The organism is Enterobacter cloacae complex sp. P42RS, assembly GCF_014930595.1.
Lineage (GTDB): Bacteria > Pseudomonadota > Gammaproteobacteria > Enterobacterales > Enterobacteriaceae > Enterobacter > Enterobacter bugandensis.
In genome coordinates, this window is the sequence record NZ_JADBRK010000005.1 from 312,158 (window position 1) to 337,025 (window position 24,868).

Annotated in this window: 18 protein-coding genes; 6 read left to right on the top strand and 12 right to left on the bottom strand. The window is 57.3% G+C overall.

What is annotated here, in order from left to right; genetic code table 11:
* Positions 1 to 18 precede the first annotated feature (18 nt).
* From carB to folA, 5 genes are all read left to right on the top strand, one after another.
* Positions 19 to 3,243 (top strand): carbamoyl-phosphate synthase large subunit, encoded by a 3,225-nt coding sequence (gene carB / locus IM314_RS09385; RefSeq protein WP_041911263.1) that lies wholly within the window; start codon positions 19 to 21, stop codon positions 3,241 to 3,243.
* A gap of 140 nt (positions 3,244 to 3,383) precedes the next feature.
* The gene (locus IM314_RS09390; protein WP_003856439.1) at positions 3,384 to 3,617 is read left to right on the top strand and encodes a YgdI/YgdR family lipoprotein; all 234 of its coding nucleotides are present in this window, start codon (positions 3,384 to 3,386) and stop codon (positions 3,615 to 3,617) included.
* 103 nt (positions 3,618 to 3,720) lie between these two features.
* Positions 3,721 to 4,251: a glutathione-regulated potassium-efflux system oxidoreductase KefF gene (gene kefF / locus IM314_RS09395; RefSeq protein WP_163332660.1), complete on the top strand. Its 531-nt coding sequence runs from the start codon at positions 3,721 to 3,723 to the stop codon at positions 4,249 to 4,251.
* Positions 4,244 to 6,109, top strand: coding sequence for a glutathione-regulated potassium-efflux system protein KefC (gene kefC, locus IM314_RS09400; protein WP_045631139.1), 1,866 nt, complete (start codon positions 4,244 to 4,246; stop codon positions 6,107 to 6,109). The genes kefF and kefC overlap by 8 nt, the downstream gene beginning before the upstream one ends.
* A 114-nt stretch (positions 6,110 to 6,223) precedes the next feature.
* Entirely contained in the window at positions 6,224 to 6,703 is a 480-nt protein-coding gene (gene folA / locus IM314_RS09405) for a type 3 dihydrofolate reductase (protein WP_006173915.1), read from the top strand.
* 35 nt (positions 6,704 to 6,738) lie between these two features.
* Here the strand turns inward: folA and apaH are convergent, their stop codons facing one another.
* The 6 genes from apaH to lptD are packed head-to-tail and all read right to left on the bottom strand — an operon-like array spanning position 6,739 to position 13,492.
* Complete coding sequence (gene apaH, locus IM314_RS09410) at positions 6,739 to 7,587, bottom strand: bis(5'-nucleosyl)-tetraphosphatase (symmetrical) ApaH (RefSeq protein WP_028015478.1); 849 nt, start codon at positions 7,585 to 7,587, stop codon at positions 6,739 to 6,741.
* Between the two features lie 4 nt (positions 7,588 to 7,591).
* On the bottom strand, positions 7,592 to 7,969 hold the full coding sequence (gene apaG / locus IM314_RS09415) for a Co2+/Mg2+ efflux protein ApaG (protein WP_193358528.1): 378 nt from the start codon (positions 7,967 to 7,969) through the stop codon (positions 7,592 to 7,594).
* A gap of 3 nt (positions 7,970 to 7,972) precedes the next feature.
* Positions 7,973 to 8,794 (bottom strand): 16S rRNA (adenine(1518)-N(6)/adenine(1519)-N(6))-dimethyltransferase RsmA, encoded by an 822-nt coding sequence (rsmA, locus tag IM314_RS09420; RefSeq protein ID WP_028015479.1) that lies wholly within the window; start codon positions 8,792 to 8,794, stop codon positions 7,973 to 7,975.
* Positions 8,791 to 9,777, bottom strand: a complete 987-nt coding sequence (gene pdxA, locus IM314_RS09425) for a 4-hydroxythreonine-4-phosphate dehydrogenase PdxA (protein WP_193358527.1) — start codon at positions 9,775 to 9,777, stop codon at positions 8,791 to 8,793. The genes rsmA and pdxA overlap by 4 nt, the downstream gene beginning before the upstream one ends.
* On the bottom strand, positions 9,777 to 11,063 hold the full coding sequence (gene surA / locus IM314_RS09430) for a peptidylprolyl isomerase SurA (protein WP_028015481.1): 1,287 nt from the start codon (positions 11,061 to 11,063) through the stop codon (positions 9,777 to 9,779). The genes pdxA and surA overlap by 1 nt, the downstream gene beginning before the upstream one ends.
* A gap of 53 nt (positions 11,064 to 11,116) precedes the next feature.
* Positions 11,117 to 13,492 carry an LPS assembly protein LptD gene (lptD, locus tag IM314_RS09435; protein WP_059357860.1) on the bottom strand — a complete coding sequence of 792 codons (2,376 nt, stop codon included), beginning with the start codon at positions 13,490 to 13,492 and terminating at the stop codon, positions 11,117 to 11,119.
* A gap of 239 nt (positions 13,493 to 13,731) precedes the next feature.
* Here lptD and djlA point away from each other — a divergent pair, with 239 nt between their 5' ends.
* Positions 13,732 to 14,547: a co-chaperone DjlA gene (gene djlA, locus IM314_RS09440; RefSeq protein ID WP_028015483.1), complete on the top strand. Its 816-nt coding sequence runs from the start codon at positions 13,732 to 13,734 to the stop codon at positions 14,545 to 14,547.
* A 30-nt stretch (positions 14,548 to 14,577) separates the two neighbouring features.
* Here the strand turns inward: djlA and rluA are convergent, their stop codons facing one another.
* The 6 genes from rluA to araB form a co-directional block, all read right to left on the bottom strand.
* Positions 14,578 to 15,237 carry a bifunctional tRNA pseudouridine(32) synthase/23S rRNA pseudouridine(746) synthase RluA gene (gene rluA, locus IM314_RS09445; protein ID WP_028015484.1) on the bottom strand — a complete coding sequence of 220 codons (660 nt, stop codon included), beginning with the start codon at positions 15,235 to 15,237 and terminating at the stop codon, positions 14,578 to 14,580.
* Positions 15,238 to 15,249: 12 nt separating this feature from the next.
* A complete protein-coding gene (gene rapA / locus IM314_RS09450; RefSeq protein WP_028015485.1) occupies positions 15,250 to 18,156 on the bottom strand; it encodes an RNA polymerase-associated protein RapA in 2,907 nt (968 codons plus the stop codon).
* A 128-nt stretch (positions 18,157 to 18,284) separates the two neighbouring features.
* On the bottom strand, positions 18,285 to 20,642 hold the full coding sequence (gene polB, locus IM314_RS09455; RefSeq protein ID WP_193358526.1) for a DNA polymerase II: 2,358 nt from the start codon (positions 20,640 to 20,642) through the stop codon (positions 18,285 to 18,287).
* 74 nt (positions 20,643 to 20,716) lie between these two features.
* A complete protein-coding gene (araD, locus tag IM314_RS09460) occupies positions 20,717 to 21,412 on the bottom strand; it encodes an L-ribulose-5-phosphate 4-epimerase (RefSeq protein WP_028015487.1) in 696 nt (231 codons plus the stop codon).
* A 47-nt stretch (positions 21,413 to 21,459) separates the two neighbouring features.
* Complete coding sequence (gene araA, locus IM314_RS09465) at positions 21,460 to 22,962, bottom strand: L-arabinose isomerase (RefSeq protein ID WP_041911255.1); 1,503 nt, start codon at positions 22,960 to 22,962, stop codon at positions 21,460 to 21,462.
* Between the two features lie 10 nt (positions 22,963 to 22,972).
* Complete coding sequence (gene araB / locus IM314_RS09470) at positions 22,973 to 24,682, bottom strand: ribulokinase (protein ID WP_193358525.1); 1,710 nt, start codon at positions 24,680 to 24,682, stop codon at positions 22,973 to 22,975.
* Positions 24,683 to 24,868 lie beyond the last annotated feature (186 nt).

Below are 24,868 nucleotides of genomic sequence, written 5' to 3' on the forward strand. Positions count from 1 at the left end.
TCAGGAGCCGAGAAGACCATGCCAAAACGTACAGACATAAAAAGCATCCTGATCCTTGGCGCTGGCCCGATCGTCATCGGCCAGGCCTGCGAATTCGACTACTCCGGCGCGCAGGCGTGTAAAGCGCTGCGCGAAGAGGGTTACCGCGTTATCCTGGTTAACTCTAACCCGGCGACCATCATGACCGACCCGGAAATGGCGGATGCCACCTACATCGAGCCGATTCACTGGGAAGTGGTGCGTAAAATCATCGAAAAAGAGCGCCCGGACGCGGTGCTGCCAACCATGGGCGGCCAGACGGCGCTGAACTGCGCGCTGGAGCTGGAGCGTCAGGGCGTGCTGGCTGAATTTGGCGTCACCATGATTGGTGCGACCGCCGATGCGATTGATAAAGCAGAAGACCGTCGCCGCTTTGACGTGGCGATGAAGAAAATCGGCCTCGACACCGCGCGTTCCGGTATTGCGCATAACATGGAAGAGGCGCTGGCCGTTGCGGCAGAAGTGGGCTATCCGTGCATCATCCGTCCATCGTTCACCATGGGCGGCACCGGTGGCGGTATCGCCTACAACCGCGAAGAGTTCGAAGAGATTTGCGAGCGCGGTCTGGATCTCTCCCCAACCAAAGAGCTGCTGATTGATGAATCGCTGATTGGCTGGAAAGAGTACGAGATGGAAGTGGTGCGTGATAAAAACGACAACTGCATCATCGTCTGCTCCATCGAAAACTTCGATGCGATGGGTATCCACACCGGCGACTCCATCACCGTTGCGCCAGCCCAGACGCTGACCGACAAAGAGTATCAAATCATGCGTAACGCCTCGATGGCGGTACTGCGTGAAATCGGCGTGGAAACCGGCGGCTCTAACGTGCAGTTCTCCGTTAACCCGAAAACCGGCCGCCTGATTGTTATCGAAATGAACCCGCGCGTCTCCCGCTCCTCCGCGCTGGCCTCCAAAGCCACCGGCTTCCCGATTGCGAAAGTGGCGGCGAAGCTGGCGGTGGGTTATACCCTCGACGAGCTGATGAACGACATCACCGGTGGCCGCACCCCTGCGTCCTTCGAGCCGTCCATCGACTACGTTGTGACTAAAATTCCTCGCTTTAACTTCGAGAAATTCGCGGGCGCGAACGACCGTCTGACGACCCAGATGAAATCTGTGGGTGAAGTGATGGCGATTGGCCGCACGCAGCAGGAATCCCTGCAAAAAGCGCTGCGCGGTCTGGAAGTGGGCGCCACCGGCTTTGACCCGAAAGTGAGCCTGGACGATCCGGAAGCGCTGACCAAAATCCGCCGCGAGCTGAAAGACGCGGGCGCAGAGCGTATCTGGTACATCGCCGATGCCTTCCGCGCGGGCCTGTCCGTCGACGGCGTATTTAACCTGACCAACATTGACCGCTGGTTCCTGGTGCAGATTGAAGAGCTGGTGCGTCTGGAAGAGAAAGTGGCGGAGCTGGGTATCAACGGCCTGGATGCAGACTTCCTGCGCATGCTGAAGCGTAAAGGCTTCGCCGATGCGCGTCTGGCTAAGCTGGCGGGCGTGCGCGAAGCGGAAATCCGCAAGCTGCGCGACCAGTATGACCTGCACCCGGTTTACAAGCGCGTGGACACCTGCGCGGCCGAGTTCTCGACCGATACCGCGTACATGTACTCCACCTATGAAGACGAGTGCGAAGCGAATCCGTCCGTCGACCGCGACAAGATTATGGTGCTGGGCGGCGGTCCAAACCGTATCGGCCAGGGCATTGAGTTCGACTACTGCTGCGTACACGCCTCGCTGGCGCTGCGCGAAGACGGGTACGAGACCATCATGGTCAACTGTAACCCGGAAACCGTTTCTACCGACTACGACACCTCTGACCGTCTCTACTTCGAGCCGGTTACCCTGGAAGACGTGCTGGAAATCGTGCGCATCGAGAAGCCGAAGGGCGTTATCGTGCAGTACGGCGGCCAGACCCCGCTGAAGCTGGCGCGCGCGCTGGAAGCAGCAGGCGTGCCGGTTATCGGCACCAGCCCGGATGCGATTGACCGTGCGGAAGACCGCGAGCGTTTCCAGCAGGCGGTTGACCGTCTGAAGCTGAAACAGCCTGCGAACGCCACCGTGACCGCCATTGAGATGGCTGTTGAGAAGGCGAAAGAGATTGGCTACCCGCTGGTGGTGCGTCCTTCCTACGTACTGGGCGGCCGCGCGATGGAAATCGTCTACGACGAAGCCGACCTGCGCCGCTACTTCCAGACTGCGGTGAGCGTGTCCAACGATGCGCCAGTGCTGCTCGACCGTTTCCTCGACGACGCGGTGGAAGTGGACGTTGACGCCATCTGCGACGGCGAAATGGTGCTGATTGGCGGCATCATGGAGCACATCGAGCAGGCTGGCGTGCACTCCGGCGACTCCGCCTGTTCTCTGCCAGCCTACACGCTGAGCCAGGAAATTCAGGACGTGATGCGCCAGCAGGTGCAGAAGCTGGCCTTTGAGTTGCAGGTTCGTGGCCTGATGAACGTTCAGTTCGCGGTGAAAGACAACGAAGTTTATCTGATTGAAGTCAACCCGCGTGCGGCGCGTACCGTACCGTTCGTCTCTAAAGCGACCGGTATTCCGCTGGCGAAAGTGGCGGCGCGCGTGATGGCTGGCCAGACGCTGGCTCAGCAGGGCGTAACCAAAGAGATTATCCCGCCGTATTACTCGGTGAAAGAGGTGGTGCTGCCGTTCAACAAATTCCCGGGCGTTGACCCGCTGTTAGGGCCAGAGATGCGCTCGACCGGGGAAGTAATGGGCGTGGGCCGCACCTTCGCAGAAGCGTTTGCCAAGGCGCAGCTGGGCAGCAGCTCTACCATGAGAAAATCGGGCCGTGCGCTGCTCTCCGTTCGCGAAGGCGATAAAGAGCGCGTGGTTGACCTGGCCGCCAAGCTGCTGAAACAGGGCTTCGAGCTGGACGCAACCCACGGTACGGCGATTGTGCTGGGTGAAGCCGGTATTAACCCGCGTCTGGTGAACAAGGTGCATGAAGGCCGTCCGCACATTCAGGATCGTATCAAGAATGGCGAATATACCTACATCATCAACACCACCGCAGGACGCCAGGCGATTGAAGACTCCAAGCTGATTCGCCGCAGCGCGCTGCAATACAAGGTGCACTACGACACCACCCTGAACGGCGGTTTCGCAACAGCGATGGCGCTGAATGCGGATGCCACCGAGAAGGTGATTTCGGTGCAGGAAATGCACGCGCAGATTAGCAAGTAACCCCCATTGCCCGGTACCGTTCGGTTACCGGGCAATTTTCCCATCTTAAGAACCTTCTGGTTTTTCATCCGCTTTCAGTCAGTTAGCCTAAAATGGTTAGGTCGATAACGAAAATTCAACTGAGAGCAGGGGAAAACACCATGCAAAATAAACTACTGATCGCTTCCGTTCTGGCTGCCACCGCAATGTTCACCGTCGCGGGCTGTTCGTCCAATCAGGCCGTAAAAACCACCGATGGTAAAACCATCGTGACTGACGGGAAACCGCAGGTGGATGACGATACCGGCCTGGTGTCGTACAAAAACGCCGAAACCGGTCAAACTGAACAGATTAATCGCGACCAGGTGAAATCCATGGGCGAGCTGGATAACTAATTCAGAATTCTGACGTAAGCCCGTCAATAATATTCACTATTAGCCTGTTGAATTACTGACTACACTCTTTTGTTAAAAGAAGGCAGTAACAACAGGCTACTCAATGATTCTGATAATTTATGCGCACCCTTATCCGCAGCACTCGCATGCGAATAAGCGGATGCTTGAGCAGGCAAGGACGCTAGAAAACGTAGAGATACGTTCCCTCTATCAACTCTATCCCGATTTTAATATCGATATCGCCGCCGAACAGGAGGCGCTCTCCCGTGCCGATCTGATCGTCTGGCAGCACCCGATGCAGTGGTACAGCACGCCGCCGCTCCTGAAGCTGTGGATTGATAAAGTCTTCTCCCACGGCTGGGCGTATGGCCACAACGGCAATGCGCTAAAAGGCAAAAGCCTGATGTGGGCGGTTACCACCGGCGGTGGGGAAAGCCACTTTGATATTGGTGCCTTCCCGGGGTTTGACGTCCTGGCGCAGCCGCTGCAGGCTACGGCGCTTTACTGCGGGCTGAACTGGCTCCCGCCTTTTGCGATGCATTGCACCTTTGTTTGCGACGATGAAACGCTGCAGGCGCAGGCTCGCCATTATAAACAACGCTTGCTTGAGTGGCAGGAGACGCATCATGGATAGCCATACGCTGATACAGGCGCTGATTTATCTCGGCGCGGCGGCGCTGATTGTGCCGGTGGCGGTACGTCTGGGGCTGGGGTCGGTTCTTGGCTACCTGATTGCGGGCTGCGTCATTGGGCCCTGGGGCTTTCGACTGGTAACGGATGCGGAGGCGATCCTCCATTTCGCTGAAATTGGCGTCGTGCTGATGCTCTTTGTGATTGGTCTGGAGCTGGATCCGCAGAGGTTATGGAAACTTCGCGCCTCGGTATTTGGCGGAGGCGCGCTGCAGATGGTGGCCTGCGGCCTGCTGCTCGGTGGGTTCTGCATCCTGTTGGGCATGGACTGGAAAGTGGCGGAGCTTATCGGCATGACGCTGGCGCTCTCCTCGACGGCCATCGCCATGCAGGCGATGAACGAGCGAAATCTGACGGTCTCGCAGATGGGACGCAGCGCGTTTTCGGTGCTGCTGTTCCAGGATATTGCCGCTATTCCGCTGGTGGCGATGATCCCGCTGCTGGCGGCAAGCGGCTCGTCCACGACGCTGGGGGCGTTTGCGCTGTCGGCATTAAAAGTCGTGGGGGCGCTAGCGCTGGTGGTCCTGCTTGGCCGCTACGTGACCCGCCCGTTACTGCGGTTTGTTGCCCGTTCAGGCCTGCGCGAAGTGTTCAGCGCCGTGGCGCTGTTCCTGGTGTTTGGCTTTGGTTTGCTGCTGGAGGAAGCCGGGCTGTCGATGGCGATGGGGGCGTTCCTCGCAGGCGTTCTGCTGGCGAGTTCTGAATACCGTCACGCGCTGGAAAGCGATATCGAGCCGTTTAAAGGCTTGCTGCTGGGGCTGTTTTTCATCGGCGTGGGGATGTCCGTCGACTTCGGCACGCTGGTGACGCACCCGCTGCGGATCGTCGTCCTGCTGGTCGGCTTCCTGATCATTAAAATGGCGATGCTGTGGCTGATTGCGCGTCCGCTCAAGGTGCCAAATAAGCAGCGCAGCTGGTTTGCGGTTCTGCTGGGGCAGGGGAGCGAATTTGCGTTTGTGGTCTTTGGCGCAGCACAGATGGCAAACGTCCTCGACCCGGAATGGGCGAAAGCGCTGACGCTCGCGGTCGCGCTGTCGATGGCGGCGACGCCTATTCTGCTGGTGGTGCTGACGCGTCTGGAAAAATCGGGTAGCGAGCAGGAGCGCGAAGCCGATGAAATTGACGAAGAGCAGCCGCGCGTCATCATTGCCGGATTTGGCCGCTACGGGCAGATCGTTGGCCGTCTGCTGCTGTCCAGCGGGGTGAAAATGGTTATCCTCGATCACGACCCCGACCATGTCGACACCCTGCGAAAATTTGATATGAAGGTGTTTTACGGCGATGCGACCCGCGTCGATCTGCTGGAATCTGCCGGGGCGGCAAAAGCGGAGGTGTTGATTAACGCCATTGACGATCCGGAGACCAGCATGCAGATGGTGGAAATGGCGAAAGAACATTTCCCGAATCTGACCATCATTTCCCGCGCCCGCGATGTGGATCACTATATCCGGCTGCGGCAGGCGGGGGTAGAAGCTCCGGAGCGTGAAACCTTTGAAGGCGCGCTGAAATCCGGCCGTATGGCGCTGGAAAATCTGGGGCTCGGCGCGTACGAAGCGCGCGAGCGTGCGGACCTGTTCCGTCGCTTTAATACTGAGATGGTGGAAGAGATGGCGGCGATGGCGGGCAGTACGGCCACGGAGCGTGCGGCGGTGTTTAAACGCACCAGCGCAATGCTTACAGAAATCATTAACGAGGACCGCAATCACCTGTCGCTGATCCAACGTCATGGCTGGCAGGGCACGGAAGAGGGCAAGCATACCGGCGATCCGGCTGACGAGCCCGAGAGTAAACCTTCCGCGTGAAGTGGAGTTGCCAGCAATAATAAAAAATTTCTGTATCTTTACTCTGCCGCCAGTCGACGAAAGATTAAGCTTTCCGTATAGTGGCGGCAATTTTTTGCATCCGGGAAATTTTCAATGATCAGTCTGATTGCAGCGCTGGCGGTGGACCGCGTTATCGGTATGGAAAATGCCATGCCGTGGAACCTGCCTGCCGATCTCGCATGGTTTAAACGTACTACGTTAAACAAGCCGGTAGTGATGGGCCGCCTGACCTGGGAGTCGATTGGTCGTCCATTGCCGGGCCGTAAGAATATCGTTATCAGTAGCCAGCCGGGCACTGACGATCGCGTCGAATGGGTTAAGTCCGTTGATGAAGCGATTGCCGCCTGCGGTGACGCCGAAGAGATCATGGTGATCGGCGGCGGCCGCGTGTATGAGCAGTTCCTGCCAAAAGCGCAGAAGCTGTATCTGACCCACATTGATGCGGAAGTGGAAGGGGACACCCATTTCCCGGATTACGATCCGGACGAGTGGGAATCGGTATTCAGCGAGTTCCACGACGCGGATGCACAGAACTCCCACAGCTACTGCTTCGAGATTCTGGAACGTCGTTAAGTGATGTCCCTCTCCCGCCCGGGAGAGGGAATGATTCAGGAGGCAACGGCCTCACTTTCCCCTAAGTCCAGCTGTCGGTTGGACGGCTGAACAAAGTAAGTTTTATCTTCCCAGCGTAAGCAGGTCAACTCTCCGCCCCAGCAGCATCCGGTATCCAGACCGTAGATCCCGTCCGGCGTGCCTTTTCCTTCCAGCGCAGCCCAGTGGCCAAAGACGACGTTGTACTCGCTTGTCACGGGTCCAGGAATGGCAAACCACGGTTTGAGCGGGGCAGGCGCGCTTTCCGGTGTCTCTTTGGAATACATGTCCAGCTGCCCGTTCGGGAAGCAGAAACGCATGCGCGTAAAAGCGTTGGTAATAAAGCGCAGGCGGGCCAGACCGCTGAGATCCTCGCTCCAGTGATTCGGCATATCGCCGTACATGGCATCAAGGAAGAAGGGGTACGAGTCGCTCGCCAGCACCGCCTCAACGTCACGCGCGCAGGTTTTAGCCGTCTCAAGATCCCATTGCGGGGTGATCCCGGCATGAGCCATAACCAGCTTTTTCTCCTCATCGACCTGCAGTAAAGGCTGGCGGCGCAGCCAGTTAATCAGTTCGTCCGCGTCTGGCGCATCCAGCAGGGGAGAGAGGCGATCTTTAGGTTTGTTGCGGCTGATCCCGGCAAATACGGCCAACAGGTGAAGATCGTGATTGCCCAGCACCATGCGCACGCTGTCGCCCAGAGATTTGACGAAACGTAAAACCTCAAGCGAGCCCGGGCCACGCGCGACTAAATCGCCCGTCAGCCAGAGCGTGTCCTGTCCTGGCGTAAAGTCGACCTGTTTTAACAATGCGATCAGTTCATCGTAGCAACCGTGAACGTCGCCAATCAGATATGTAGACATTATATTAATGAATGAGTGTGGTTACGGCGAGACGGAACACAGGAATAGCAACGCGGAACACATTGCCATCGACGTCGACCATTTCGTAATGGCCTTGCATGGTACCCAGCGGCGTTTCAATTACCGCGCCGCTGGTGTACTGATACTCTTCGCCAGGGGCGATATGAGGCTGTTCACCGACCACACCTTCCCCCTGAACTTCGATTTCGCGGCCATTGCCGTTGGTGATAAGCCAGTAGCGCCCGCGCAGCTGCACGGGCATCCGCCCCAGATTGCGAATGGTCACGGTGTAAGCAAAGACAAAACGATCTTCATCCGGCGAGGATTGCGATTCAACATAGACGCTTTGTACATGGACACATACGCGGGGCGAATCAATCATGGCTTAACTCTCCTTCGGCGGCGCATTTTCGCTGATGTAATTAGCCAGCTTGCAGTACTGCTCTACAGAAATGTTTTCCGCACGCATTGCCGGGTCGATCCCCAGCTCTGCTAACACCTCAACGGTAAACGAATTGCTCAGACTGTTACGGATCGTTTTACGGCGCTGGTTAAAGGCTTCCGTGGTGATGCGGCTCAGTACACGCAGATCTTTAACCGGATACGGTTTCGTTTTGTGCGGCACAAGGCGCACAACCGCAGAATCTACTTTCGGTGGCGGCGTGAACGCTGATGGCGGTACTTCGAGTACCGGGATCACGTTGCAGTAATATTGTGCCATCACGCTTAAACGACCATACGCTTTACTGTTCGGCCCTGCAACCAGACGGTTAACAACCTCTTTTTGCAACATGAAGTGCATGTCGGCAATGGCATCAGTATAGCTAAAGAGGTGGAACATTAGCGGCGTGGAGATGTTATACGGCAGGTTGCCGAACACGCGCAGCGGCTGACCCATTTTTTCCGACAGTTCGCCAAAGTTCATGGTCATGGCATCCTGCTGATAGATGGTCAGCTTTGGTCCGAGGAACGGGTGCGTTTGCAGGCGTGCGGCCAGGTCGCGGTCCAGTTCGATAACGGTCAGCTCGTCGAGGCGTTCGCCTACCGGCTCGGTCAGTGCGGCAAGGCCCGGGCCGATTTCGACCATAGCCTGACCCTTCTGCGGATTAATAGCAGAGACGATGCTGTCGATCACGAACTGATCGTTGAGAAAGTTTTGCCCGAAGCGTTTACGGGCTAAGTGGCCCTGATGGACTCGATTAGTCATTGAGTATTAACAATCATTTTGATGGCGAGATTAAGCGCCGTAATAAAACTGCCGACATCCGCTTTCCCCTGGCCTGCCAGATCCAGCGCAGTGCCGTGGTCAACGGACGTTCGAATAAAGGGTAAACCGAGGGTGATATTCACCCCGCGGCCAAAACCCTGATATTTTAGCACGGGCAGACCCTGATCGTGGTACATCGCGAGGACGGCGTCGGCATTATCCAGGTATTTTGGCTGGAAAAGGGTGTCCGCAGGCAGCGGCCCGCTGAGATTCATCCCTTTGGCGCGCATTTCTTCAAGCACCGGAATAATGGTGTCGATCTCTTCGGTGCCCATGTGCCCGCCTTCGCCGGCGTGCGGATTGAGGCCGCAGACCAGCACATGCGGCTTCGGGATCCCGAATTTTGTCTGCAGATCGTGATGCAGGATCCCGATGATCTCCCGCAGCAGTTCCGGGGTGATGGCATCAGGAATGGCCTTGATCGGTAGATGGGTGGTCACGAGAGCAACGCGCATCGCTTCCGTCGCCAGCATCATCACCACTTTCGGGCTGTGCGAGCGCTCTTCGAAGAACTCCGTATGCCCGGTAAAAGGGATGCCCGCTTCGTTGATGACGCCCTTATGCACGGGGCCGGTAATCAGAGCGGCAAATTCGCCCTTCAGGCAACCGTCGCAGGCGCGGGCAAGGGTTTCCACGACGTAGTGGCCATTTTCCGTGCTGAGCTGGCCTGGAACAACGGGAGTACGAAGGGGAACAGAAAGAAGAGTGAGCGTACCAGCCTGCTGTGGTGCGGGCTGTTGGCCTTCAACGTAGGGGATGAGCGTTAAGGGCAGACCGAGCAGATTCGCCCGGTCTTGTAACAGTGTTGCATCCGCGCAGACAACCAATTCTACTGGCCAGCTGCGCTGGGCGAGCTGGACAACGAGGTCAGGCCCAATCCCGGCGGGTTCGCCGGGAGTGATAACAACACGATGCTGTTTCATTAGTTGCTCAGGACTTTCACGTAAGCACTGGCGCGCTGTTCCTGCATCCAGGTTGCCGCTTCTTCGGAGAACTTACGGTTAAACAGCATACGGTAGGCTCTGTCTTTCTGCGCCGCATCCGTTTTGTCCACGTTGCGGGTGTCCATCAGCTCGATCAGATGCCAGCCAAATGAAGAGTGAACCGGGGCACTGATCTGGCCTTTATTCAGCTTCATCAGCGCATCGCGGAAGGCAGGATCGTAAATGTCCGCAGCCGCCCAGCCCAGATCGCCGCCCTGGTTCGCAGAGCCAGGATCCTGAGAGAACTCTTTCGCTGCATTGGCAAACGACGTTTTACCGCTCTTAATATCTGCGGCAATTTGCTCCAGCTTCGCACGCGCCTGATCGTCAGTCATGATCGGTGACGGCTTCAGCAGAATGTGGCGAGCGTGAACTTCAGTCACGGAGATATTCTGGCTCTGACCGCGCAGATCGTTCACTTTCAGAATGTGGAAGCCCACCCCTGAACGGATTGGACCGACGATATCGCCTTTCTTCGCCGTGCTCAGCGCCTGAGCAAAGATAGATGGCAGCTCCTGGATACGTCCCCAGCCCATCTGGCCGCCTTTCAGGGCCTGTTGGTCAGCAGAGTAGGTGATAGCCAGCTTGCCAAAGTCGCCGCCGTTACGCGCCTGGTCGACAATTGAACGTGCCTGACTTTCTGCTTCAGCAGCCTGATCTGACGTTGGGTTCTCTGGCAGTGGGATCAGAATGTGGCTCAGGTTCAGCTCTGTGCTCGCATCGTTCTGGTTGCCCACCTGTTTTGCCAGCGCATCCACTTCCTGAGGCAGGATGGTAACGCGGCGACGGACTTCATTATTACGCACTTCCGAGATCAGCATCTCTTTACGGATCTGGTTACGGTAGGTAGCGTAGCTGATGCCGTCATAGGCCAGACGGCTGCGCATCTGGTCCGGCGACATGTTGTTCTGCTTTGCAATGTTAGCGATAGCCTGATCGAGCTGCTCGTCGGTCACCTTCACGCCCATTTTCTGACCCATCTGCAGGATAATCTGATCCATGATCAGACGCTCCAGGATCTGGTGGCGCAGCGTGGCGTCATCCGGAAGTTGCTGACCCGCTTCGCCCGAATTGAGCTTCACGGATTTCATCAGACCATCAACGTCACTTTCGAGCACGACGCCGTTGTTAACGACAGCGGCGACCTTATCAACAACCTGGGGGGCCGCGAAGCTGGTATTCGCAACCATAGCGACACCAAGCAGCAGCGTTTTCCAGTTCTTCATACTTTTTCCATTTCAATTAACCGCAAAGCGGATTACGTTGTAAATCAAGCACATTACAAAGAACTACTGTACGGCAGAATGTTCGAACGCAGCATCTGATGCGTGCCCAGGCCGTAGTTGGAGCTCAGGCCGCGCAGTTCGACATTAAAGCCAATCACGTTATCGTATTTGCTCTGATTGTTTTCACTGTCCCAGCCGTTAAGCTTACGCTCGTAACCGACGCGCAGCGCGTAACAGCAGGAGTTATATTGCAGACCTACCATCTGGTCCGCTGGCTTATTCGCGTTGGTGTCAAAGTAGTAAGCGCCTACGATTGACCAGCGGTCGGCGATAGGCCAGCTTGCTACCGCACCAACCTGAGAAATTCCGTCTGAATATTGCGGTAGTTTCCAGTAATTAATGCTGTTCTGATCGTTACTCTTCGGAAGCGTCGCCTGAATGTATTCCGGACTAGCGTAGCGATAGCTGAGTTGAATCATACGATCTTCATCACGACGATACTCTATAGCCGCACTACTATTAGCAATATTGTCGAGACGAGTATCATATTGCACTCCGCCACGCAGACCCCAGCGATCCGTCATACGCCAGTAGGTATCTCCCGCCCATACCAGCGATCCCGTTTTGTTGTCTTTCTCCCACTGAATGTTGTCATCGCCGGTGCGAGACTCGGTGAAATAGTAGATTTGACCAACAGAAACGTTAAAACGTTCAACGGCGGCATCATCATAAACGCGTGTTGTGACGCCGGTCGTTAACTGGTTAGCGGAGGCGATACGGTCCAGACCGCCGTAAGTACGATCGCGGAACAGGCCGCTGTAGTCAGACTGCAGCAAAGACGAGTCGTAGTTTTGAATATTGCTCTGATCGCGATACGGCACGTACAAATACTGCATACGCGGCTCAAGCGTCTGGGTATAACCATCCGCCAGCAGGCCCATATCACGCTCGAAGATCAGCTTCCCGTCCATTTTGAACTGCGGGAGCGTTCGGTTAACCGACTCTTCCAGATGCGCATTGTTCGTGGTGTTGTAATTATCAACATTTTTTTGCTGATAGTGCGTCGCCATCAGCTTGGCTTCGGTATTCAGGCTTGCCCAGTCGTTAGACCACGGCAGATTGATCGTCGGCTCCAGGTGAACACGCGTAGCTTCCGGCATGTCCGAATCCGTGTTCACGAAATGTACCGCCTGAGCGTAAACCCGGGTGTCGAATGGACCTACGTTATTCTGATACCAGTTAACGTCCAGCTGCGGCTCTGCACCATAGGTAGGCGTGGACTGGTCAGAGAATACCTGGAACTGCTTGGTTGAGACGGTTGCATCAAAGTTCTGCACCGCATAGCCTACGCTGAACTTCTGCGTGGCATAGCCATCCGTGCTCGAACCGTATTTAGACGAGAAGTCGTTAAAATAAGATGAGTCGCTGACTTTGGTATAGTCAACGTTAAAGCGCCACACCTGATCCATCACTCCGGCATGCTGCCAGTAGAATAGCCAGCGGTGTTTATCGCCTTCTGTAGGATGCTCATCCTGGAAGACCTTATCCGACGGCAGATAATCCAGCTCCATCAGGCCAGCACCGGCCTGAGTCAGATAGCGGAACTCGTTTTCCCACATGATGTTGCCGCGCTTGTGAATATAGTGCGGCGTGATCGTGGCGTCCATGTTGGGCGCGATGTTCCAGTAATACGGCAGGTAGAACTCAAAGTAGTTCGAGGTGCTGTATTTAGCATTCGGGATCAGGAAGCCCGAGCGACGCTTGTCACCCACGGGAAGCTGGAGATAAGGGCTGTAGAATACCGGCACCGGACCCAGCTTAAAGCGTGCGTTCCAGATCTCTGCGACCTGCTCTTCACGGTCATGGATAACTTCGCTCCCGACCACGCTCCAGGTATTTGAACCCGGCAGACATGATGTAAAGGAGCCATTCTCCAGAATCGTATAGCGGTTTTCACCGCGCTGTTTCATCAGGTCCGCTTTACCGCGTCCCTGGCGACCCACCATCTGGTAATCACCTTCCCAGACGTTAGTATCTTTGGTATTCAGGTTTGACCAGGCTTTCGGACCTTTCAGGATGACCTGATTGTCGTCATAGTGCACATTACCCAGCGCATCCACCGTTCGTACCGGCTCGACCGCGCCTTCCGGCTGCTTCTGGTGCAACTGCACTTCATCAGCCTGCAGGCGGCTATTGCCCTGGTTAATATCCACATTGCCCGTAAACGTGGCATTGTCAGGATAAGTACCTTTGGAGCTATCGGCAGTAATGGTTACCGGCAAGCTATTTGTATCGCCCTCCACCAGTGGGCGATTATAACTTGGGACGCCAAGCATACACTGCGAGGCGAGATCGGCCGCCAGCCCCTGTTGACTGTACAGGGCGGAGCCAATCATTGTGGCCAGGAGGGTGGGGATACGTTTTTTCATACGTTATATTTTATTGTTCCGTCATCAGTGGCTACGGCTTACAAACGCTCAGAGACTATCTTACTCATCAGCGCAGTACCAGCGTTAATCCTGCCCGTTTGCGCGCCAGAGTGTTAGGCTCGCTATCGAATGACGAGTATGATAAAGCAAATTATAGGCGATGTCCTTCAATTGACCGTGGCTTGAACACTGTGATGATGACGTTGCGTCGGCAGGGAATATGACTATCCGGGGAGTATATGCAGTATTGGGGTAAAATAATCGGCGTTGCGTTCGCCATCATCATGGGTGCCGGGTTCTGGGGAATTGTGCTTGGGCTTATCATTGGCCATATGTTTGATAAGGCACGCAGCCGCAAAATGGCCTGGTTTGCCAATCAGCGCGAGCGCCAGTCGCTCTTTTTCTCCACCACCTTTGAGGTCATGGGGCACTTAACCAAATCCAAAGGACGCGTGACCGAAGCGGATATTCAGATTGCCAGCGTTTTTATGGATCGCATGAACCTGCATGGTGAGTCCCGCCTGGCGGCGCAGAATGCGTTTCGCATAGGTAAATCGGATAACTATCCGCTGCGTGAAAAGATGCGCCAGTTCCGCAGCATCTGCTTCGGACGTTTTGATTTAATTCGGATGTTTCTGGAAATCCAAATCCAGGCGGCGTTTGCCGACGGCTCGCTTCACCCCAATGAACGCGATGTCCTGTACGTTATTGCGGAAGAACTGGGTATCTCCCGTATGCAGTTTGATCAGTTCCTGCGCATGATGCAGGGCGGCGCCCAGTTTGGCGGCGGCTATCACCAGCAGTCTTCCGGCGGTGCATGGCAGCAGGCGCAGCGTGGCCCGACGCTGGAAGATGCCTGCAACGTGCTTGGCGTGAAGCCCACGGACGATCAAACCACGATTAAACGTGCCTACCGTAAGCTGATGAGCGAGCATCATCCTGACAAGCTGGTGGCGAAAGGTTTACCGCCGGAAATGATGGAGATGGCGAAGCAAAAAGCGCAGGAAATCCAGAAGGCGTACGAGCTCATTAAAGAGAAGAAAGGTTTCAAATAAGAAAAAGCCCGACAATGTCGGGCTTTTTTTTCAGAAGTCCACCGGGGCTTTAAACGTCATCGCGTTACCGAAAGTAGGGTGGGTGATGGTGAGCGTCTGCGCATGGAGCTGCAGGCGTGGCGCTAACGCCAGGGCCTCTGGCGGGGCGTAGAAGCGGTCACCCAGAATCGGGTGACCCAGCGCAAGCATATGCACGCGCAGCTGGTGTGAACGTCCGGTAATCGGCTTAAGCAGGACGCGCGCGGTGTTATCCGGCGCGTACTCCAGCACTTCATATTCGGTTTGCGCAGCCTTGCCGGTTTCATAACACACCTTCTGCTTTGGCCTGTTCGGCCAGTCGCAAATCAGCGGTAAATCCACCAGCCCTTCCGCCTGCGCCGGGTGGCCCCAGACGCGGGCAACATACTGCTTCTTCGGCTCGCGCTCGCGGAACTGACGCTTCAGTTCGCGCTCCGCCGCTTTATTCAGCGCCACCACAATCACGCCGCTGGTGGCCATGTCCAGGCGATGGACGGACTCGGCCTGCGGATAATCGCGCTGAATGCGCGTCATCACGCTGTCCTTGTGCTCATCCAGACGGCCCGGCACGGACAACAGGCCGCTCGGCTTGTTGACCACCATAATGTGTTCATCCTGATACAGAATGACCAGCCAGGGATCCTGCGGCGGATTATACGGCTCCATCACCATCTTGCGCTCCGTTTACTGATGCGTCACAACGATAAGACGCAGGGCGTCAAGACGCCATCCCGCCTGATTCAGGCTTTCCAGCACCTGCTGACGGTTGCTTTCAATTGCCGCCAGTTCGTCGTCGCGGATGTTCGGATTGACCGCTTTTAACGCTTCCAGACGGGACAGCTCGGCAGACAGTTTCTCGTCGGCTTCATTGCGCGCGGCGTCAATCAGGTCTCGGGCCGCTTTTTCAATCTGGATTTCGCCCTGCTGGAGAATGGCGTGCACGTCCTGCTGGACCGCGTTCACCAACTTGCTGCCGGTATGGCGGTTCACCGCGCTTAGCTGGCGGTTGAAGCTTTCGAACTCCACCTGTCCTGCCAGGTTCGTACCGTTTTTATCCAGCAGCAAACGCACCGGCGTTGGCGGCAGGAAGCGGTTGAGCTGCAGCTGTTTCGGCGCTTGCGCTTCCACAACATAGATCAGCTCCAGCAACAGCGTGCCTACGGGCAGCGCCTTGTTTTTCAACAGGGAGATGGTGCTGCTGCCGGTATCTCCGGAGAGGATCAGATCCAGCCCGTTGCGGATCAGCGGGTGTTCCCAGGTGATGAATTGAGCATCTTCGCGGGACAGCGCCACGTCACGCTCGAAGGTGATGGTACAGCCATCTTCCGGCAGGCCCGGGAAATCGGGCACCAGCATGTGGTCTGATGGGGTTAACACGATCAGGTTCTCGCCACGATCGTCCTGGTTAATCCCGACAATGTCGAACAGGTTCATGGAGAAGCCGATCAGGCTGGTGTCGTCATCTTGTTCTTCAATGCTCTCGGCAAGCGCCTGCGCTTTTTCGCCACCGTTGGAGTGGATCTCCAGCAGGCGGTCGCGCCCCTGTTCAAGCTGCGCCTTCAGCGCTTCATGTTTCTCGCGGCAGGATTTAATCAGATCGTCAAAACCGTCGGTATTTTCCGGCGCGGCCAGGTAACCGATCAGATCGCCATGCACCTGGTCATAAATGGTGCGGCCCGTTGGGCAGGTATGCTCAAACGCATCCAGACCTTCGTGGAACCAGCGCACCAGTACCGACTGAGCGGTTTTTTCCAGGTACGGCACGTGGATCTGAATATCATGCGCCTGGCCGATGCGATCCAGACGTCCGATACGCTGCTCCAGCAGATCCGGGTTGAACGGCAGATCGAACATCACCAGATTGCTGGCGAACTGGAAGTTACGCCCTTCAGAACCGATTTCGGAGCACAGCATCACCTGCGCGCCGCTGTCCTCTTCACTGAACCACGCCGCCGCGCGGTCGCGCTCGACGATGGACATGCCTTCGTGGAACACGGCGGCACGAATGCCTTCGCGCTCGCGCAGAACTTGTTCCAGCTGCAGCGCGGTGGCGGCTTTGGCGCAGATTACCAGCACTTTCTGGGAGCGGTGCGCGGTCAGGTAGCCCATCAGCCACTCCACGCGCGGGTCGAAGTTCCACCAGGTGCCGGTATCCCCTTCAAATTCCTGATAAATCTGTTCCGGGTAGAGCATGTCACGCGCGCGCTCTTCCTGGGTTTTGCGCGCCCCCATAATGCCGGAGACTTTAATCGCCGTCTGATACTGCGTCGGCAGCGGGAGCTTGATGGTGTGCAGTTCGCGTTTTGGGAACCCTTTCACGCCGTTACGGGTGTTGCGGAACAGCACGCGGCTGGTGCCGTGACGGTCCATCAGCATGTCGATCAGCTCTTTACGCGCGGATCCCGCATTCTCGCTGTCGCTGTTCGCAGCCTGCAGAAGCGGCTCGATATCCTGCTCGCCAATCAGATCGCTCAGGGTGTTGAGTTCATCGTTTGAGAGACGTTTACCCGCCAGCAGCAGCGCGACGGCATCCGCAACCGGACGGTAGTTGTTCTGCTCTTCCACGAACTGAGCGAAGTCGTGGAAACGGTTTGGATCGAGCAGGCGCAGACGGGCGAAGTGACTTTCCAGACCGAGCTGCTCCGGCGTTGCGGTCAGCAGCAGGACGCCGGGCACGCGCTCGGCAAGCTGTTCAATCGCCATATATTCGCGGCTTGGGGCATCTTCGCTCCACACCAGGTGGTGTGCTTCGTCGACGACCATCAGGTCCCATTCGGCATCGCACAGATGCTCAAGACGCTGCTTGCTGCGGCGCACGAAATCCAGCGAGCAGATTACCAGCTGTTCGGTTTCAAACGGGTTGTCCGCGTCGTGCTGCGCTTCGGCATAGCGCTCGTCGTCGAACAGGGAGAAGCGCAGGTTAAAGCGGCGCAGCATCTCCACCAGCCACTGGTGCTGGAGGGTTTCAGGCACGACAATCAGCACGCGCTCGGCAGCGCCAGAGAGCAATTGCTGGTGCAGGATCATGCCCGCTTCGATGGTTTTACCCAGGCCCACTTCGTCAGCAAGCAGCACGCGGGGCGCATGGCGACGGCCCACGTCATGGGCGATATTCAGCTGGTGGGGGATCAGGCTGGTGCGCTGACCGCGCAGGCCACTCCACGGCATGCGGTACTGTTCGCTCTGGAACTTACGCGCGCGGTAGCGCAGGGAGAAGCGATCCATACGGTCGATTTGCCCGGCAAACAGACGGTCCTGCGGCTTGCTGAACACCAGTTTGCTGTCGAGCAGTACTTCACGCAGGATGACGTTCGTCTCTTCGGTATCAAGACGCGTTCCGATGTAGGCGAGCAGTCCATTCTCTTCTTTTACGTCTTCAACCTTTAGCTGCCAGCCTTCGTGGCTGGTCACGGTGTCGCCCGGATTGAACATTACGCGGGTCACAGGGGAGTCATTGCGAGCGTACAGGCGGTTTTCACCGGTAGCAGGGAAGAGGAGGGTAACCATGCGCGCATCAACGGCAACGACGGTTCCTAATCCAAGTTCGCTTTCTGTATCGCTGATCCAGCGTTGACCAAGTGTAAAAGGCATAGTTGTTCGGCTCTAATCTTTAATTGCAGGCAATAGTTCGACCCCCGTCAAAAATGACGGTCATCGAAAAATGGGTCCGGGAATGGAAAGGGCGCTATGGTACTGGATGGCAGCCATTTCGTCACGCGTCAAAATAGGCCAAGTTGCCCTGTCACAAGTGTAGCAAAATCGTCGTCGATGAACGGTAAAATTCCCTCCGCAACCGGCTGAAGCTGGCGGGTCAGGTAGTGATCGTAATCGAGAGGCGACTGCTGGTAATCAACGGGCTCCGGCCCGTTCGTTGTCCAGACGTATTTTATCGTCCCCCGGTTCTGATACTGCGGCGCGCGTCCCCGGCGTACATTCTCTTCGTCCGCCAGGCGCGCGGCGCGCACGTGGGGCGGGACGTTGCGCTGGTACTCCGCCAGCGGGCGGCGCAGGCGCTTGCGATATACCAGTTGGTCATCCAGCTCGCCGGCCATCAGGCTGGCGATGGTTTCGCGGATGTAGTCCTGATAGGGCTCGTTGCGGAAGATCCGCAGATAGAGCGTCTGCTGGAACTGCTGTGCCAGCGGCGTCCAGTCAGTGCGCACCGTCTCCAGGCCTTTAAAGACCATTCTCTGCTTTTCACCCTCCTGGATCAGCCCGGCGTAGCGCTTCTTGCTGCCCTGGTCGGTTCCGCGGATGGTGGGCATTAAAAAACGGGCAAAATGGGTTTCAAATTCCAGTTCTAATGCGCTGGTTAACCGCTCTTTTTGCAAATGTTCCTGCCACCAGTCGTTTACGAAGGCCACCAGTTCTTTGCCGATTCGTGAGGCGTCATCTTCTGAATGTGCGCCCTTAAGCCACACAAAGGTTGAATCCGTGTCGCCGTAGATAACGTCATAGCCCCGGGATTCAATCAGCGCTTTGGTCTGACGCATGATGTCGTGTCCGCGCATGGTGATGGACGACGCCAGACGCGGATCGAAGAAGCGGCAGGCGCTGGTACCCAGCACGCCGTAGAAAGCGTTCATAATAATTTTCAGGGCCTGCGAGAGCGGCTTGTTGCCATTACGTTTCGCCTCGTCGCGGCCGTGCCAGATGTTCCCCACAATCTCCGGCAGACAGTGTTTTTCGCGCGAGAAGCGTGCCCCGAGAAAACCTTCGGTGCTGTGCGTATCGTCTGGCTGCGCCATCCCCTCCACCAGCCCCACCGGGTCAATAAGGAAAGTGCGGATAATTGACGGGTAGAGGCTTTTGTAGTCCAGCACCAGAACCGAATCATACAGTCCTGGGCGGGAGTCCATCACGTAGCCGCCGGGGCTGGCCTGCGGCGGTACGTCCCCGAGGTTGGGCGCAACATAGCCCGCACGGTGCATTCGTGGGAAATAGAGGTGGCTAAAGGCGGCTACCGAGCCGCCGTGCCTGTCAGCCGCGAGGCCATTTACCGTCGCGCGCTCCAGCAGGAACGGCATGATCTCGGTTTTGTGGAATATCTGCGTCACCAGCTCGCAGTCTTTCAGGTTATAGGTGGCGAGCGCCGGTTTGTCTTCGTTGAAGCGCCGGTCAATCTCGTCCATGCGGTCCCACGGATTGTCGATGGATTTGCCTTCACCGAGCAATTCCTGCGCTACCGCTTCCAGAGAGAAGGAGGAGAAATTCCAGAACGCGGATTTCAGCGCCTCGATGCCGTCGATAATCAGGCGGCCGTTGGCCTGCGCAAAGAACACGCCGTTCTTAAAGCCGTGCTCGCGCCACTCCAGCTCCGTATTTCCGCGCCCGAGCATCAGTGGGATGCGATACCGCTCTGCGTGTTTTTGCAGTACGCGCAGGTCAAACTGCACCACGTTCCAGCCGATCAGCACGTCCGGGTCGTGCTCGGCAAACCACTGGTTAAGCTTCTCCAGCAGCTGCGGTCGGCTGTTGACGTACTCAAGCTGAAAATCGAGCGCGGACGCATCGCCGTTCGGCGGCCCGAGCATATAGACAACCCGCTGCCCGCAGCCTTCCAGGCCGATGCAGTATAGCTCGCCGTGACGGGTGGTTTCGATATCCAGGGAAACCCACTTTAGCGGGGGGCGATAATGCGGATTAGGCTTCAGGCGAGCGTTGATAAGGGTGCCGTTTTGCTCAGCGCCGTCAACCCAGACGGGGGCGGTAATAAACCGCTCCATCAGAAAGCGTTCCGGCGGACGAATGTCCGCTTCGTAGAGCGTCACGCCCGCTTCGCGTAGTAATTTTTCGTAGCGCATCAGCTGGCGATGGGCGCGGCAGTATAGGCCATACACCGGCTGACGATGGAAATCTTTTAGCTCAAGAGGAGTGAGGCGCCAGCCGTTCTCATCGCGCAGCAGTTGTTTTACCTTCTCGACGTAATGTTCAGGGATAAATGCCACGGATTCCTGAGGAGGAAGCGTAACGTGCAGCGGGCCGTTATCTGTCGCCAGCCAGAACGCAACCTCGGTGCCCTGAGGGGTATCCCGCCAGTGTCGGGTCAGTAAAAAGCCTTCTTGCGCCTGTGCCACGCCGCCATCCCATAAAACAAAACCAGGCCTGATTATAGCCTGGTTGAATGTTTTATGCTGGGGATATATACAGTTTATTGTCCGTAATAGGCCTTCGCGCCGTGCTTGCGCAGGTAGTGTTTATCCAGCAGGGTTTGCTGCATATCCGGCAACTGCGGTGCCAGCTGGCGGCAGAAGATCCCCATGTAGGCGATTTCCTCCAGCACTATCGCGTTATGCACTGCGTCTTGCGCGTTTTTACCCCAGGCAAACGGGCCGTGGGAATGCACCAGTACGCCGGGCATTTGCGCCGCGTCGATCCCCTGTTTTTCAAAGGTTTCGACGATCACGTTCCCGGTTTCCCATTCGTACTCACCGTTAATCTCCGCATCGGTCATCAGACGCGTGCAGGGAATGGTGCCGTAAAAGTAGTCCGCGTGGGTGGTGCCGGTGGCCGGAATGGACTGGCCCGCCTGCGCCCAGATGGTCGCGTGACGCGAATGGGTATGCACGATGCCGCCGATAGTCGGGAAGGACTGATACAGCAGACGGTGGGTGGGCGTATCGGACGACGGTTTTTTGTTACCTTCCACCACTTCACCCGTTTCGATGCTGACCACGACCATATCCTCTGCGGTCATCACCGTGTAATCCACGCCCGAAGGCTTGATCACGAATACCCCTTTTTCCCGGTCAACGGCGCTGACGTTGCCCCAGGTCAGGGTCACCAGGTTATGTTTTGGCAGCGCCAGGTTGGCTTCAAGTACCTGACGTTTGAGATCTTCTAACATCGTTGTCTCCCTGCCCGGCGAGCGCAGCGCCACCGGGCATTACGTACTTAGCGTTTTGAACCGTAATAGACTTCGTTCCAGCGCAGCGCGTCTTTAAAGGCTGGCAGACGGGTGTCGTTATCAATCACGGTCAGCTCGATATCGTGCAGCTCGGCAAACTGGCGCATATCGTTCAGGTCCAGCGCGTGGCTGAAGACGGTGTGGTGCGCGCCACCCGCCAGGATCCACGCCTCTGACGCGGTTGGCAGGTCCGGCTGCGCTTTCCACAGGGCATTGGCAACCGGCAGCTTCGGCAGAGAGTGCGGGGTTTCAACCGCATCGACGCAGTTCACCAGCAGGCGGAAACGGTCGCCGAGGTCGATCAGGCTGGCGTTGATGGCCGGACCGGTACGGGTGTTGAAGATCAGACGGGCCGGATCCGCTTTGCCGCCGATGCCGAGGTACTGCACGTCAAGGATCGGTTTCTCTTCAACCGCGATGGAGGGACACACTTCCAGCATGTGCGAACCGAGCACCAGATCGTTGCCGTTCTCGAAGTGGTAGGTGTAGTCCTCCATAAAGGAGGTGCCGCCCTGCAGACCGGTCGACATCACCTTCATGATGCGAAGCAGAGCGGCAGTTTTCCAGTCGCCTTCACCCGCAAAGCCGTAGCCCTGCTGCATCAGACGTTGTACGGCCAGACCCGGCAGCTGTTTCAGGCCGTGCAGGTCTTCAAATGTAGTGGTAAAGGCGTGGAAGCCGCCCTGTTCCAGAAAACGCTTCATGCCCAGCTCAATGCGCGCTGCATCCAGCACGTTCTGGCGCTTGTCGCCGTTGATTTGCGCCGCAGGCGTCAGGCGGTAGCTGCTTTCGTACTCGTCCACCAGCGCGCTCACGTCGCCGTCGCTGATTTCATTCACCACCTGCACCAGGTCGCCCACCGCCCAGGTATTCACGGAGAAGCCGAACTTGATCTGCGCCGCGACTTTATCGCCGTCGGTCACCGCCACTTCACGCATGTTGTCACCGAAACGCACCACTTTCAGGTGGCGGGTATCCTGCTTAGAGACCGCCTGACGCATCCAGGAGCCGATACGCTGTTGCGCCTTGCCGTCCTGCCAGTGGCCGGTGACCACAGCGTGCTGCTGGCGCATGCGCGCGCCGATGAAGCCGAACTCGCGGCCGCCGTGCGCGGTCTGGTTCAGGTTCATGAAGTCCATGTCGATGCTGTCCCACGGCAGGGAGGCATTGAACTGAGTGTGGAACTGCAGCAGCGGTTTGTTGAGGATTGCCAGGCCGTTGATCCACATTTTGGCCGGTGAGAAGGTGTGCAGCCACACGACCAGGCCGGCGCATTTGTCGTCGTAGTTGGCGTCACGGCAGATATTGGTGATTTCGTCCGGCGTCGTACCCAGCGGCTTCAGCACCAGTTTGCACGGCAGTTTGGCTTCCGCGTTCAGCGCGTTAACCACGTGCTCCGCGTGTTTCGTTACCTGCTGCAGCGCTTCCGGTCCGTACAGATGCTGGCTGCCAATCACAAACCACACTTCATAATTATTAAAAATGGTCATCATCGTGTCCTTAATGGGTCAGGGTTGCCGTAGTGTCCGCGGTGCTTTTGGCCGGGGCGGCGACAGGGAGATAGTGAAGCTCGGCGCTTTTTGCCCATTGCTGGTAGCGCTGATAAAGCTGTTCAAAGCGTTGTGCCTGCTGGACACGCGGCTGGAGCGTGTTTTCGACGGCGCTTGCCATGTGCTGCTGCGCGGTCGGGATATCCGCATGAACGCCTGCGGCCACGGCAGCGAAAATCGCGGCGCCCAGCGCGCAGCACTGATCGGAGGCCACAATCTGCAGCGGACGGTTCAGCACGTCGCAGCAGGCCTGCATAATCACCGGGTTTTTACGGGCGATACCGCCCAGCGCCATCACGTTGTTCACGTCGATGCCCTGTTCGGTGAAGCACTCCATAATGGCGCGCGCGCCGAACGCGGTGGCGGCAATAAGACCGCCGAACAGCGCCGGGGCATCGGCCGCCAGGTTGAGATCGGTAATCACCCCTTTCAGGCGCTGGTTGGCAAACGGCGTGCGGCGACCGTTAAACCAGTCCAGCACCACCGGCAGGTGGTCGAGGGACGGATTTTTTGCCCAGGCTTCGGTGAGCTGCGGCAGGAGCTGTTTTTTGCTCGCGGTAATCTGCGTTTTCAGCTCAGGATGCGCGGCAGCCAGCTGATCCAGCGGCCAGCCGAGCACCCGGCCAAACCAGGCGTAGATATCGCCAAACGCGGACTGCCCCGCTTCGAGGCCGATAAAATCTGGCACCACGCTGCCGTCAACCTGGCCGCAGATCCCTTTCACCGCGCGGTCGCCGACGCTGGCTTTATCTGCCGTCAGGATGTCGCAGGTGGAGGTGCCGATCACTTTCACCAGCGTGTTAGGCTGCGCACCCGCACCCACGGCACCCATGTGGCAGTCGAACGCGCCGCCGGAAATGGTCACGTTTTGCGGCAGGCCGAGACGCGTCGCCCACTCTTCGCAGAGCGTGCCGACCGGAATATCGGCGGTGAAGGTGTCGGTAAAGAGCGGGTATTTCAGGTTTTTGTTGATGATCGGGTCAAGTTCATCGAAGAACGCTGCCGGAGGAAGACCGCCCCAGCCTTCATGCCACAGGGATTTATGCCCGGCGCTGCAGCGGCCGCGGCGGATATCCTGCGGGCGAGTGGTGCCGGAGAGCAGGGCGGGAACCCAGTCGCACAGCTCAATCCAGGATGCCGCGGCCTGGGCGACCGAAGCGTCCGCGCGGGTAACGTGCAGGATTTTGGCCCAGAACCATTCGCTGGAGTAGATGCCGCCGATGTAGCGCGAGTAGTCGGTTTTTCCCGGCTGATGGCATAAGCGGGTGATGGCTTCCGCCTCTTCCACGGCGGTATGGTCTTTCCAAAGCACGAACATGGCGTTCGGGTTGTCGGCAAACTCCGGGCGCAGCGCCAGCACGCGGCCTTCAGCGTCCACCGGGGCTGGCGTTGAACCGGTGCTGTCGACGCCAATCCCCACGACGTCGGCCCGCTGGGCGTCAGCCAGTTCAGCCAGCACGGTTTTGATCGCCGCTTCCATCGATTCAATGTAATCGCGCGGGTGGTGACGGAACTGGTTGTTTGGCGCGTCGCAGTAGCGCCCCTCTTGCCAGCGCGGATACCACTCAACGCTGGTTGCTATCTCCTGGCCAGTCGTACAGTCCACTGCCAGCGCGCGAACCGAGTCGCTGCCAAAATCGAGGCCAATTGCAATTGCCATGGTGTTGCTCCATCCGAAACAGGTATGGAAGAACATTAGAGACTGGGGATAAAAATCGTCAGGCAGGATCCGCTAATCTTATGGACTAAATTGCTGTTACGACGGAAAGTGTGACGCCGTGCAAATATTCAATGTGGACATTTCTGCCGCACTTATAGACACTTTTGTTACTGCTTCTCTGCCCGT

What these genes read in the sequence shown, in the direction of transcription:
- carB (WP_041911263.1), top strand. Translation starts at nt 19, where the DNA reads ATGCCAAAACGTACAGACATAAAAAGCATCCTGATCCTTGGCGCTGGC.
- IM314_RS09390 (WP_003856439.1), top strand. Translation starts at nt 3,384, where the DNA reads ATGCAAAATAAACTACTGATCGCTTCCGTTCTGGCTGCCACCGCAATG.
- kefF (WP_163332660.1), top strand. Translation starts at nt 3,721, where the DNA reads ATGATTCTGATAATTTATGCGCACCCTTATCCGCAGCACTCGCATGCG.
- kefC (WP_045631139.1), top strand. Translation starts at nt 4,244, where the DNA reads ATGGATAGCCATACGCTGATACAGGCGCTGATTTATCTCGGCGCGGCG.
- folA (WP_006173915.1), top strand. Translation starts at nt 6,224, where the DNA reads ATGATCAGTCTGATTGCAGCGCTGGCGGTGGACCGCGTTATCGGTATG.
- apaH (WP_028015478.1), bottom strand. Translation starts at nt 7,587, where the DNA reads ATGTCTACATATCTGATTGGCGACGTTCACGGTTGCTACGATGAACTG.
- apaG (WP_193358528.1), bottom strand. Translation starts at nt 7,969, where the DNA reads ATGATTGATTCGCCCCGCGTATGTGTCCATGTACAAAGCGTCTATGTT.
- rsmA (WP_028015479.1), bottom strand. Translation starts at nt 8,794, where the DNA reads ATGACTAATCGAGTCCATCAGGGCCACTTAGCCCGTAAACGCTTCGGG.
- pdxA (WP_193358527.1), bottom strand. Translation starts at nt 9,777, where the DNA reads ATGAAACAGCATCGTGTTGTTATCACTCCCGGCGAACCCGCCGGGATT.
- surA (WP_028015481.1), bottom strand. Translation starts at nt 11,063, where the DNA reads ATGAAGAACTGGAAAACGCTGCTGCTTGGTGTCGCTATGGTTGCGAAT.
- lptD (WP_059357860.1), bottom strand. Translation starts at nt 13,492, where the DNA reads ATGAAAAAACGTATCCCCACCCTCCTGGCCACAATGATTGGCTCCGCC.
- djlA (WP_028015483.1), top strand. Translation starts at nt 13,732, where the DNA reads ATGCAGTATTGGGGTAAAATAATCGGCGTTGCGTTCGCCATCATCATG.
- rluA (WP_028015484.1), bottom strand. Translation starts at nt 15,237, where the DNA reads ATGGTGATGGAGCCGTATAATCCGCCGCAGGATCCCTGGCTGGTCATT.
- rapA (WP_028015485.1), bottom strand. Translation starts at nt 18,156, where the DNA reads ATGCCTTTTACACTTGGTCAACGCTGGATCAGCGATACAGAAAGCGAA.
- araD (WP_028015487.1), bottom strand. Translation starts at nt 21,412, where the DNA reads ATGTTAGAAGATCTCAAACGTCAGGTACTTGAAGCCAACCTGGCGCTG.
- araA (WP_041911255.1), bottom strand. Translation starts at nt 22,962, where the DNA reads ATGACCATTTTTAATAATTATGAAGTGTGGTTTGTGATTGGCAGCCAG.
- araB (WP_193358525.1), bottom strand. Translation starts at nt 24,682, where the DNA reads ATGGCAATTGCAATTGGCCTCGATTTTGGCAGCGACTCGGTTCGCGCG.